Annotated in this window: 10 protein-coding genes; 7 read left to right on the top strand and 3 right to left on the bottom strand. The window is 39.4% G+C overall.

From position 1 onward, the window contains the following. The first annotated feature begins 129 nt into the window (after window positions 1-129). Window positions 130-876 (top strand): threonine/serine exporter family protein, encoded by a 747-nt coding sequence (locus O7776_RS01590; protein ID WP_274308915.1) that lies wholly within the window; start codon window positions 130-132, stop codon window positions 874-876. Between the two features lie 16 nt (window positions 877-892). Next, a complete protein-coding gene (locus O7776_RS01595) occupies window positions 893-1,387 on the top strand; it encodes a threonine/serine exporter family protein (protein WP_241367388.1) in 495 nt (164 codons plus the stop codon). A 28-nt stretch (window positions 1,388-1,415) separates the two neighbouring features. Here O7776_RS01595 and O7776_RS01600 read toward each other — a convergent pair whose 3' ends face one another. Beyond that, entirely contained in the window at window positions 1,416-3,416 is a 2,001-nt protein-coding gene (locus tag O7776_RS01600) for a bifunctional diguanylate cyclase/phosphodiesterase (protein ID WP_274308916.1), read from the bottom strand. A gap of 469 nt (window positions 3,417-3,885) precedes the next feature. Between O7776_RS01600 and O7776_RS01605 the strand changes: the two genes are divergently transcribed. Continuing rightward, window positions 3,886-4,758 carry a GNAT family N-acetyltransferase gene (locus O7776_RS01605; protein WP_274308917.1) on the top strand — a complete coding sequence of 291 codons (873 nt, stop codon included), beginning with the start codon at window positions 3,886-3,888 and terminating at the stop codon, window positions 4,756-4,758. 114 nt (window positions 4,759-4,872) lie between these two features. On the opposite strand, the gene helD is transcribed toward O7776_RS01605, so the two are convergent. After that, complete coding sequence (gene helD / locus O7776_RS01610) at window positions 4,873-7,104, bottom strand: RNA polymerase recycling motor HelD (RefSeq protein ID WP_274308918.1); 2,232 nt, start codon at window positions 7,102-7,104, stop codon at window positions 4,873-4,875. Window positions 7,105-7,398: 294 nt separating this feature from the next. Here helD and O7776_RS01615 point away from each other — a divergent pair, with 294 nt between their 5' ends. Next, on the top strand, window positions 7,399-8,496 hold the full coding sequence (locus tag O7776_RS01615; RefSeq protein ID WP_274308919.1) for an acyltransferase: 1,098 nt from the start codon (window positions 7,399-7,401) through the stop codon (window positions 8,494-8,496). A gap of 124 nt (window positions 8,497-8,620) precedes the next feature. Here O7776_RS01615 and O7776_RS01620 read toward each other — a convergent pair whose 3' ends face one another. Further along, the gene (locus tag O7776_RS01620; RefSeq protein WP_274308920.1) at window positions 8,621-9,643 is read right to left on the bottom strand and encodes a DUF2804 domain-containing protein; all 1,023 of its coding nucleotides are present in this window, start codon (window positions 9,641-9,643) and stop codon (window positions 8,621-8,623) included. Window positions 9,644-9,837: 194 nt separating this feature from the next. On the opposite strand from O7776_RS01620, the gene O7776_RS01625 reads away from it, so the two are divergent. The 3 genes from O7776_RS01625 to O7776_RS01635 all read left to right on the top strand — a co-directional run bounded on the left by O7776_RS01625 (window position 9,838) and on the right by O7776_RS01635 (window position 11,729). Continuing rightward, entirely contained in the window at window positions 9,838-10,338 is a 501-nt protein-coding gene (locus tag O7776_RS01625) for an amidase domain-containing protein (RefSeq protein WP_274308921.1), read from the top strand. Between the two features lie 64 nt (window positions 10,339-10,402). Further along, complete coding sequence (locus O7776_RS01630) at window positions 10,403-10,966, top strand: nitroreductase family protein (protein WP_274308922.1); 564 nt, start codon at window positions 10,403-10,405, stop codon at window positions 10,964-10,966. A 139-nt stretch (window positions 10,967-11,105) separates the two neighbouring features. After that, window positions 11,106-11,729 carry a general stress protein gene (locus tag O7776_RS01635; protein WP_274308923.1) on the top strand — a complete coding sequence of 208 codons (624 nt, stop codon included), beginning with the start codon at window positions 11,106-11,108 and terminating at the stop codon, window positions 11,727-11,729. Window positions 11,730-11,867 lie beyond the last annotated feature (138 nt).

An 11,867-nucleotide genomic window follows, 5' to 3' on the forward strand; every position in this document is an offset into this window, starting at 1 on the left:
TTGGATTTAAAGTGTAAATATGTTAGAAAAAGCATCGTTATGTGAGCATAAAATGTCCCAAAAAAGACTATGATTTTGATGAAGCTTCAAGTAATATGAGCTAAGAAGTGAAAAGGAGGTCCATCTTCTATGAATGCTGAACATAATGAAATGGCGATTGAATGCTTTTTATTAGCAGGTCGCATCATGATGGAAAGTGGCGCAGAAACGTATCGTGTTGAAGATACGATGTTAAGAATGGCACGATCTCAAAATATGATGGACGCACAAAGCTATGTAACGCCAACAGGGATTATTTTCTCACTTGGAAAAACGCAACCTACAAGAATTACATCGATTTCAACAAGGATTACAGATTTACACAGAATTGTACTTGTTAACAATGTTTCCCGTAAACTTACATCTCAAATCATAACATTAGAACAGGCTTATGACGAGTTAAAGAAGATAGAAACGACGAATTATTTTTTACCGATTATTATTCAAGTATTAACAGCGAGTATTGCAAGTAGCTGTTTCCTCTTAATGTTTAAAGGGGTATTAACAGATATTCCGGCGGCGTTTGTGGCAGGTGGGTTAGGGCTATATATTGTAACCGTCATTCACCAAATCACGCGTGTTAAGTTTTTCTCAGAATTTATGGCAGCATTGGCTGTAGGTGTTGTCGCATCGATGGCGGTGCATTTTGGTCTAGGTACGCAGGTGGATAAAATTATTATCGGCTCAGTCATGCCGCTTGTACCAGGGCTACTAATTACCAATGCGGTGCGTGATTTAATGGCAGGGCATTTTACAGCAGGTATGGCGAAAGGTGCAGAGGCGTTTTTAACGGCTTTTGCGATTGGTTCGGGGATTGCATTTGTTCTATCCTTCTAAATAAAGGGGTTTTTCTATGATCGATAGTCTATGGTTTCAAATGATTATTAGCTTTTTTGCGACAGCTTGTTTTGGTGTCATTTTTAATGCCCCAACAAAGGCCATTCCAGCATGTGGACTAGTTGGAGCGATTGGTTGGGGAATTTACTATTTATTGTTTAACTACGGTATAGATGAAGTCCGTGCGTCGTTCATTGGGGCGTTTATAGTATCATTAGTTGCGCATTTTGCGGCGCGGAAGTTCCGTATGCCAATGATTGTCTTTAGTGTATCGGGCATTATTCCGCTTGTGCCAGGAAGCGTTGCGTACAATACAATGCGTAATATTATGGAACTTGACTATATGACGGGTCTACAAAATGGTATGCGCGCGTTTATGATTTCAGGGGCGATTGCCATGGGGTTAGTATTTGCGGAAGTGATTATGCAAATTATTTTACGTTCAATGCGTGAAGGCAAAACATCAATTGATTCATTTTTCAAAGCGAAAAAAAGAAGCTCAAAAAGCTAGGGAATCTAGGCTTTTTGAGCTTTTTCGATTAAAACAAATCCGAAACTTCACTGCTTGTTACGGGTTTGCTAATGTAGTAGCCTTGTACAATGTCACAGCCGAAGTTTGTTAGAAGTAGTTGTTGGTCTTCTGTTTCAACACCTTCTGCGACAACGGTTAAGTTCATTGACTTGCCGAGCTGAACCATACCATTTACAAGTTGCTGTGTTTTTTCGGATTTTAATGCGCGTGTAAACGTTTGGTCAATTTTTACGATAGAAATTGGCAATAGCTGCATGTAGCGGAATGAACCGTAGCCTGTGCCGAAATCGTCTAGCGCGAATACGATCCCTTCGTTTTCGAGTGTACGCATTTGCTTAATGATGCCTTTTTCGGCTTCCGCTTCAAGCGCAAATTTTTCAGTAATTTCAATTTGTATTAAGTTTGCAGGACAGCCTGTGCGCTCAAGCGTTTCTAAAATTGATTTTGCCATGTTTTTGTCGCGGAATTCACGAACAGAGGAGTTGATGCTTACTTTCAATTCGTGGCCCGCATTTTTCCATGCGACTGCTTGTTCACATGCGCGTTCAAGCATGAGTGAACCGATATTGTTGATAAGCCCTGTTTCTTCGGCGATTGGAATTAACTCGTCTGGTGATACAACCCCGATTTCTTCATCATCCCAACGTACAAGCGCCTCAACTGCAATAATTTCTCCAGATTTTACATCTAACTGTGGCTGATAAAGAACATGTAGATTTTTTTGATCTAGTGCCTGTAGTAAACGCTTTTCAACGATCGATTTTCGGTTTAACGCTGCGTGTAATGATTTTGATAATGAAAGAATGCTATCGCCACCTGCTTCACGTACAGACGCAATCGTAGCAAGTGAGGCTTTCATTAATTGTGAAAATGTTGTTTGGTCTTCTGGGTAGCGTGTAATACCACCACTTAATGATAATGGTACCGCGACATTGTCATTATAAATTGGATTCTGCTGTAAGTAGGTTAAGAAACCTTGTGTAAACCATTCAGGTAATGGTGTAATGACTACGAATTCGTTTTCATTAATACGAGCCATTGTGCTGTCTTGGAAATACAATTTCATGCGCTTTGTAAATTCAACAACTAGAGATGTACCCTCTAAATCATTGTGTAAATCTTTAATTGTGTAGAATTTGTCGATGCTTAAATACACGAATGAAAAATGGCGCCCTTCGTCAATCATTTCGGTAATAACTTGTGCTAAACGGTGAACGTTTATCATGCCTGTTTCTGTATCGATATAGGCGATTTTTTCGAGTTGGAATTGTACCGTCTTGTCTTTAGTTATATCGCGCTCAATAAAGATAAATTGATTTTCGTTGGGTGTTGGTCCGAATAGCGGAATGGCTGTTAGGTAAACCCAATAAAGCTGCTCATCTTTCGTGATTTTCTGGACATCACCTTGCCAAATTTGTCCGTCTTGTAATGTATTCCAAATGACTTGTGTTACTTTTTCGGATTCCTCAGATGACGGGAATAGCTGCCAAAACGTTTTCCCAATGACGCGCTTAGGTGTCCAATGACTTGTTTTTAAAAATTGTTGGTTTGTTTCTATGATAAAGCCGTCTTGATCGAGTGTTATTGTCATAAATGAATTGTGAATACCATTTTTTAAGTCTACTAAATGCTGGTGTTCGGCGTTTACTGAGGCAATTTCGTCAGTGGGTACGCATAATACATAAATGGCCTCTTGACTATCGAGTGTTATAGGTTTTGTGTATAGCGTGACAAATTGGACTGTTTGGTGTTTAGTTGTTATCTCAATATCTTGTAAGCAAAGTGGTACGGTGCTTGATAGAATAGATTCAATCACATCATTCTCGATTTCTGAAAAAAGCGTGTCTTCAACAGATTTCTTTTTTAGTTTCTCTATATCTACTGTTGAATAGTCAAAATGCTCCAGATTACCTTTGGCGATTGTTCCATTAGGTAATAGAATGAAGGTAGGAAAAGGAGTAACTAGAAATGTGTCAATTTCTGTTGAATAGAGTTGCTCTTTTGTCATATATCATTTCTCCTTAATTCGTAAAATAATACTATTATTATAAATAAAAAATGCCCATTAGTCATTAATTAAAAACGTTATTTGTAATAAATGGGAGGTCTTATAGTATTATTCTACCTGTCTTTTTATTAACGTAAAATTAGTGATGATAGTGAATTGATTTTTCATTAGTAACTAGAAGTCAATTATAATGTGGGATTAGTACTTTAGGTAATAATTTTATTATATTTCGTGATGTAAATAGTAGTAAAGCTGTTTTGATTTTATTTTTGAAAAACAAGTAAAATGTCTCAAATGCTTTCGATTGTAACAATCAAATGGCTAATTTTTTTCGAAAATTAGGGGTATACGATTGCTATATTCTAAAAATATGAAATAAATCGTAGTAAAAGTTTTCTGGAGTTGCGTTACAACGGTAGCTTTACTAAAATAAGAGCATTATGAATTAGTAGGAATTGGAGTAGAAAGAATGAATTTATCGGCAATTACAGTGTCGCTTCCACTAGATGAAGAAACGTTTGAAGAACTGCACCATTTATGTGAAGTCGCAGAGTGTGACGGGCACGTTTACAATCAGGTGATGAATTTACCAATCGCGCGTAGCTATGAATCACGTGGTTTTTATGTGCTTGTTTATGATGATGACAAAAACGAGCTTATTGGTGCGGGAACGGCTATTGATTTAATGGGCTTAAATACGTACGAGTGGTCCATTTTAGTGGCGCCAATGTATCGCCAACTGGGTGTAGGGAGTGCGATTTTTAATGTGTTAAAGGACGGGATGGCTACACGTGAAAGTGAGGGCGAACTAGCTTTAACAATAGAAGGTGCTCATTTTGGCAAAGAGTTTTTAAGTAAGCTAGGCTACTTATATAGTTTTTCCGAGGCGACTTTAGAAGCAAGAGCAGAAGTATTGCAGCAACCGGGAGCAGTAACGCTTCGTCCGTTTATGCAAAAGGATACAGAGGCGCTTGTTGCCATTTTTAGCGAGGCTTTTGGCGATATGCGTGAGGAATCGTTAGAGCTCATTGATTTCAATACCACAACAGAAGGACTTGTGATGTGGACAGCGGAATTTGCCGATGAGGTAGTTGGGACGGTGACGACGCGTAAAGAGGGTGAAGTCGAGTGGGTTACAGCGTTTGCTGTCGCACCAAATAAGCAGGGGCAAGGAATCGGTACGCAAATCCTAAACATCGTCAAAGATTATGCAATTCGCAACGGTGAAAAAACGATTTTATTAGATGTAGAAATTGATAACGCTGGTGCACTACGGGTGTATGAAAAAGCGGGCTTCATGAAATCGATGCAGCTAGACTATTATATTTGTTTAGATATGTAATACGTGTTTAAACGGAGCTGCGTGCGAATAAAACATAACGGATTTTTCGGGGAATCAACGTTAGAACAACACAACTCGCGCTAATTTCACGCGAGTTGTGTTTTTTTATAGCGTTTACATCAAAAAGGCTTCTTTTGAAGGACCAATTAAATAGAGCTCATGCATTGCGCGGGTTAGAGCGACATATAGGAGCTTGCGGTCAATTGGATTGTCGTAATATGGTACATCAAATGACGCGATAATGACGGCATCAAACTCGAGCCCTTTTGCTAAATGGCTTGGCACAACGAGTAGCTTTTGCTGATCAATCGCTGAATTTTCGTCCAATATTTGCGCGGGAAAATCGGCTTTTTCAAGCTGTTTAACGATCGATTTTGCTTCTTTCGTCGTTTTGCAAATGAGTGCAATGGAATGATGGTTGTTCGCTTTAATTTGCTCGACGATTTGGTTGATTGTATGGACTTGTAACGCTTGTTGCGCGATAAACTCAGGGGGCTTGCCGTGACGAACAACAGGCTCGACAAGTGGTAAGTCCTCCTCCATTTGTAGTAGGATTTCATTGGCTACTTGCATAATTTCAATCGTTGTTCGGTAACTTTTTTGCAGTGTAGCATAGGTTGCGCGTGGGAATAAATCGAGCACGGGCTGCCAATCGGTTAATGAACGGTAGCTATGGATTCCTTGTGCTAAATCGCCAACCATTGTAAACATATCTGTTTCAAGCCCTGCCTTTAATGCTGCAAGCTGGAAGTAGCTGTAGTCCTGTACCTCATCAATGAATACGACACGCATTTTCCATGGATCCTCTATACCTTTTACCTTTGCCTGTAAATAATAAAGTGAGGCTAAATCTTCTAATGCCCAGCTTTCCTTTTTATGTGCTTGTAGGAAGCTTTCTGTTTCATTTTGGTCCCATTCAGGTGCAATTTCGTATAGTAATTCACGGTTCGTCACGATATCGCGGTATAGTGTCTTCACTTTTGCCTTTGTGAATTTCTTCATATAACGACTTGCCGTTGTTTTGGCCTCTTGTTTGATTTTTGGGATGCGTACATCGCGTTCGTCGATCATTTTGGTTACGGTAAGTCGGCGTTTTTCTGCGTCGCGCATGCCGTTTAGTGCTCGACCAATTGCTTCCTCATAACGCGCGTTTAATTTTGTTAATACGGCGGTTGTTTTCCGCTTTACCTCGGTTTGGATTATCTTTTTGATTCGTTCAAGGCGTTTTTCGATCGGCATATATTGAAATTCGACTAAAAACAACTTTTTCAAATGCTCGCCTTTCATAATACGATATTTTTCGATAAAGACATCATCAAAAAGTGTGGCCAATTGTTCTTCATACCGCTGTAAATAGCGCTGCATCATCAGTTCGTAAAAGGGGCTACCCTTCATTTTAGAAATGTGCAAATCATCGAAATTGGTAGTGATGTTCTCGACGATTTTTTCAAGCTGTTCATTTGGATTTGTGAGCTTTAGCTTCAGATGTAAGGCGTTTTGTACATAATCGGCATAGGTGGTTTGGCATATTTTATCGACGCCGAGCTCTGGTAGCACATCCCCAATGTATTCGATAAATAAATTATTCGGTGCTAGAATCATGAGCTGCTCGGCATTAAAATGTTCGCCCATTGTATATAAAAAATACGAAATTCGGTGAAGGGCAATAGTTGTTTTTCCTGAACCAGCCGCCCCTTGTACGAGAATTGGTTGGCGGAGGTGCGCACGAATAATTTCATTTTGCTCCTTTTGAATAGTCGATACGATTTCGGTTAAACGTACATCTGCCTTACCTTCGAGTGCTTCTTGTAACAATTCGTCGTTTGTTGTTAAATCAACGTCTCGGTAATCGAGAAGCTCGGCTTGCTCAATTTTGTATTGGCGTTTGGCGAATAGATGCCCAGCCTGTTCGTCGCCTCGTACATCATACGTTAATTCACCTAGTCGTCCATCATAATACACGTTTGCGACTGGAGAACGCCAATCGACGATAATCGGCTCATGTGTTTCGCTATGAAATAGAGATGTTTTACCGATATAAAGAAATTCCTCCGGCTCACCTTCACGCTGAAAATGGATGCGCGCGAAATACGGCTTTTGACGAATTGCCTCTAAGCCTTCCTTTTGATCGCGTGCTAATTCGAAAAAGCGCGTGTTCATTAGAATATTTAAGAAACTATCACTCGAGTCAAGATATTCCACGTTTGACATCGCTGTTTTAATGTTAGCCTGTGCATTTTCAATATCGCTTTTGGAGCTATGTAAAATGCGGTCCATATACGCAACAGTGTCATTAAGTCGCTTTTGCTCCTGCTTGAAATCCTTTAGCTGCAAATGTTGTTCCATCGTTTGTCGTTCCCCCAATCACCTTATAAAGTCAGACTATTATCGTAACAAAAATATGGATAGATATTCAAGTAAAGTTCTAAAAATGGATTGTGATTTCAATGATGGTTTGTATGAAAAGTTATTTTAGAGGTAAAAGAATTAAGGGTATTAACAAAATTTATGAGAAGTAATCGGGATTTCATTTACATTTCATTTTACTTTTGTAAACTATCTCGTATTAAGGTAAGCTAGATTTATATAATAAGCGCTAGTGTGTAACAAAATTAGCATACAATTTTTTGGGGGTTACTAATGAATAAGCAGTTAGACGAAGTTCAATACGCGCGTGCATTTGCGATGTTTGCCGTATTGTTTGTGCATTTTAGTTCGACAGGTTTAGGGGGGGTTACTCCTGAATCAAGTACGTTTTATATATACTCGGCATTCAATACATTAGGGAAGATTGGGGTGCCCGTATTTTTCTTTTTAAGTGGTTTGGTGCTGCTATATAGCTATAATAAAAGGCCGTTTACAAAGGAAACAATTCTTCAATTTTATAAGAAGCGTTTGAAATATATAATTGTTCCTTATATCGTCATTTCGACTTTTTATTTTGTGGTAAGTACAGTAAAGTATAGTAGTTTTACATCTGTACCAGCATTTTTGACGGATTTAGGTGAAGCGTTATTATGGGGGAAAGCCTATACGCATTTGTATTTCTTATTTGTACTTTTACAGTTTTATTTAATTTTCCCGTTCATATTGTATTTCTTTAAGAAAGTGAAGGTTCGTGTTTCAGTTGTACTAATTGTTTCGCTTGCTTTGCAGTTTACTTGGTTTTATGTGAACAAAAATTATATACAAGTGGAAGCGCGTGGTTCGTACTTTATGTCGTATTTACCGTTCTTTTTAGTAGGTGCTGCGATGGGGGCTAATTATGCGCAATTAGATCAATGGTGGCAAACGAACCGAAAAAAAATGACTGCATTTATTGTGACACTGTTTGCAATTGCAGCTGTCAGTTTGATTGTTGTGGACATCTGGACACGTGCGGGTACATTGGTTAACTATTTACCGTCTACCCCGTATCGTTCGTATATTTTTGATGGACTATGGGTACTTTTAGGGCTAGCGGGTAGCTTGTTTACGTTATGGTTAGGGAAAGTGGTGATGGCAGTGGACTATGCGCCATTACAGCATTTCTTAAATCGATTAGCTCAATTGTCGTTTGGTATTTATTTGATTCATCCGTTTTTCTTAATCTATTTCCGCGATTGGCTACCAAATTCAACACCGCTTGTATTCCATGGTTGGCAGTTGTTTACCGCATTTGCGATTACCGGCATTTGTTGGGTACTGACGAGTTGGTTAAGTAAGTGGAAAGCTAGTTGGATTATTATCGGTAAATAAACGAAAAGCCTGCTACATGCTCGAATCGAGTTGTAGTAGGCTTTTTATTAATAACAAGACATCATTTCGCGCGAATTGGCACGAAATGTGTATGTCTAATGGCTAACTTTGTAGAATAGGGGGTTTACCATTTTGCAACATGCTCCTCGATACAACCAAGCATTTGCTGGATGTGTAGTGTTGTGCCGTCTTCAAGTCGAATGATGCCGTCATAATAGCCGACCATTTGATGCACGGATGACAAAATGACTCTCGCGTTAGTATTTGCGACGCGTTCGAAAAAGGGTGTGAATGTTAAATTAATTTGGTCACTAAATTTCGAACGAATTGTCCATGGATTCATAAAGTTCGAGCGGTCATATTCGAAGCGTACATCTTCGTGAATTTTAGTCATAATTCCATCAATAAAAATGGCGTTTTCCGTCATGCCGGTGCCGTCTGTCCATTGTCCTCCAAAGTTTAAGCCGATGCGTTGACCGCGAACAAGTTGTGATGCCATTCCCCAATTCCAAGTTGACTCACGTGGCCAAATACCACGTCCGTAATCGAGTACGGCGAAGCTTTCTTCAGGAGAAAAGGTAAAGCGGCGTCCACCAATTTTCACGATGCCAGACGTTGGCAATGTATGATGCTTTGCCGTAAATTGAAATGTTTGGCGATTCCACGGGATGACGACATTTAAGGATTCATCATCTTGTGGATGCTCAATCGTTAATTCGGCATGCAAGTGCTCGCCATCAAAATTCGGTGAAATGACCGTTAAATGTGTTACGCCGTTGTAGTAAGTTAGCTGGATAGTTATTTCACTAGTTTTGTAGCTGACGGTTTCTAATACTTGTGTCGGCATTTTTACTTTTGCGCCAAGTGGTATCACGATTGTTTTTTCGAAATAGCGCTGTGTTTCGTATTCAAGGAAATAGACGAAGCAAACCGCAGCGTAATCTAAATGGCTAATCGTTGCGGAAAATAAGATTTCCTCGCCATAAACACACCAATAATTCCACTTTTTCTTACGCATAAAATGGCCAGATAAATTGCAATCAATAATTGGCTGTCGTGCAAATCCAATTGCCTCTGGATTTAAATTCCCTTTTTTATCGCAAAGAGCTGTTGGAAGTACTATTTCTCTTTCTGCGTGCTGCCTCATATAAACTCCCCCTACACAAAGAAAATACCATTGAACTCAGGGCACAATGTTTCGACCGAGCCCAGAAAGTGTCCTTAAAATGATTGTATCAAACATTTAAGAAAACGGGGGATTTTTACACTTCTTTCATATAACGCACATATTCGAAAAAACATTGTCATACGTTGTAAAAAAAGAAATGAGGCCAAATGCAAATGCTTTACTATAATCGCCAAGCTGCGGTCGATTATGCAAATTTTTGGTGGGATAAATACAATCCAAGATTTCCAACGTTTGAGGTGGATTGTACAAACTTCATATCGCAATGCCTCTATGCAGGGGGAGCACCGATGCGCGGCTTTTCGGATCGTGCGCAAGGCTGGTGGATGATTGGTAATCCTGAGCGCTGGAGCTATAGCTGGTCGGTAGCACACTCACTGCGATGGTATTTAGAAACCTCGAAAAAAGGGCTTATAGCAACTCGTGTTTATTCGATTGATGAGCTTGAGATAGGCGATGTTATTTTCTATGATTTTGCAGGGGATGGAAGGATTGACCATAGTACGATTATTACGCGGATTGACAATGGCATTCCGTATGTTAATGCGCACACAATGAATAGCAAAAATCGACATTATGCGTATGAGGATTCTTCGGCCTATACCCCTCTAATCGAGTATTATTTCTTTCACATTAGCGATACGTTTCCCTTATAAACTCACTATATAATAATGATAAATGATGATAAGATAGAGCTAGTATACGAAGGAGGATATGTCGATGACAGTATCAGTAAAACAAGCCATTTTAGAGCGCCGTTCAATTAAAAAATTTAATGGACAACTTGTTGGAAAACAAGCGGTTCTACAAATTTTAGATGATGCAAAATGGGCACCAAATCACGGCAACCGTCAGCCTTGGCGAGTTGTTGTAGCAACTGATGAAAAATTAGCTCAAGTACATGAGTTATTACGCGATTTAGCGATTCCAAAATGGCAGGAGCTTTCAGAGGAAACGCTTGCTGCGCAAATGCAAAAATTCACACTTGCGGGGGCTTATGCTTTTGTATTAGTAACAGAAGATATGCGTCAAAAAGAGCGTCTAGAAGATTATGCAGCGGTCTCTTGTTACTTACAAAACGCACAGTTACTAGCTTGGGAACAAGAAATCGGTACATGCTGGAAAACGCCAGGCTTCTTAGATAACCCAAAATTCCGCGAAGCATTACAAGCAAAAGAAAATGAACGTGTCATTGCGATGTTCCAATTCGGTTATTTCGATGAAGCAACACCAGCAAAGCCACGTAAAGAATTAGCTGATTTCGTTACCGAATTCGGCGCATAAAATCAAAATGGAATTCGTAAAATGCTACGAATTCCATTTTTTTATTTTTAACTTAATTCAGCAAATTCTTATTGTAAGAAAAGTTGGTATCTTTTTTGTAGTGGGAAAATTGTAATACAAAACTTTTGGAGGGATGTATATGTTTCGAAATGAACCAAAACAAACGGTTGATGTCGTCTATACAAAACAAGAATTGCTCAATAAACTCCAGGAATTACGTAAACCACGAGAAATGGTAGACAGCAATAAAATTTATATTGTAACGAAAAATGTAAATGAGTTTCATACGTTATCGAGGGATAGTCAAATTGAGTTGGTAACGACACATGGAATCGGTAGTTTTATAAAAACATTATTGACGAAAGAAACGCCAATCGAAAATGTATTACGTCGCATGAATTTATCGCATAATGAGCGGATTGAGTACGAGGCTGTTATTCGTAGTGGTGGAATGGTGCTTGTCTCGGGAACAGATCCATTCAATGAAGGAGAGTGGACAGGTCACACGCTGACGAAATGGATTACAAATCGCTCAAATTCATCGAATATAATTTTGCATGATGTAAAAAAAGAGCGCGTCGTTCCGTATGAGTCAAAGCCGCAATTGTACTTTTTGCCTTCGAAGGGTGTAGCAGGTGATTTTGGTCCTGCAGATGAAGTTTTAGCGTCTTCAAATGCCGAAGTGCCACTACGAGACAATCAACGCCTCGTTCGCGATCCAAAAACACAAGAATTAGGCGTTTATCAAGGGCCACATAAATAGCATAACGTGAAGCTTTGCTCGGTGGGGGTCCTTATCATCCACCAATCAAGGTTTTAGGGACAGTGAGTCGCCAACTTAGCTAGCTCATACCATTTGCTAGCCTGAAGTGGGCTTCTTATTGTCCCTTAATGCGAGATA

The organism is Solibacillus daqui, from assembly GCF_028747805.1.
Classification (GTDB): domain Bacteria; phylum Bacillota; class Bacilli; order Bacillales_A; family Planococcaceae; genus Solibacillus; species Solibacillus daqui.

Bases quoted from the DNA above. Each gene is read 5' to 3' on its own strand.
- O7776_RS01625 (WP_274308921.1), top strand. From the start codon at position 9,838: ATGCTTTACTATAATCGCCAAGCTGCGGTCGATTATGCAAATTTTTGG.
- O7776_RS01620 (WP_274308920.1), bottom strand. From the start codon at position 9,643: ATGAGGCAGCACGCAGAAAGAGAAATAGTACTTCCAACAGCTCTTTGC.
- O7776_RS01590 (WP_274308915.1), top strand. From the start codon at position 130: ATGAATGCTGAACATAATGAAATGGCGATTGAATGCTTTTTATTAGCA.
- O7776_RS01615 (WP_274308919.1), top strand. From the start codon at position 7,399: ATGAATAAGCAGTTAGACGAAGTTCAATACGCGCGTGCATTTGCGATG.
- O7776_RS01595 (WP_241367388.1), top strand. From the start codon at position 893: ATGATCGATAGTCTATGGTTTCAAATGATTATTAGCTTTTTTGCGACA.
- helD (WP_274308918.1), bottom strand. From the start codon at position 7,104: ATGGAACAACATTTGCAGCTAAAGGATTTCAAGCAGGAGCAAAAGCGA.
- O7776_RS01600 (WP_274308916.1), bottom strand. From the start codon at position 3,416: ATGACAAAAGAGCAACTCTATTCAACAGAAATTGACACATTTCTAGTT.
- O7776_RS01635 (WP_274308923.1), top strand. From the start codon at position 11,106: ATGTTTCGAAATGAACCAAAACAAACGGTTGATGTCGTCTATACAAAA.
- O7776_RS01605 (WP_274308917.1), top strand. From the start codon at position 3,886: ATGAATTTATCGGCAATTACAGTGTCGCTTCCACTAGATGAAGAAACG.
- O7776_RS01630 (WP_274308922.1), top strand. From the start codon at position 10,403: ATGACAGTATCAGTAAAACAAGCCATTTTAGAGCGCCGTTCAATTAAA.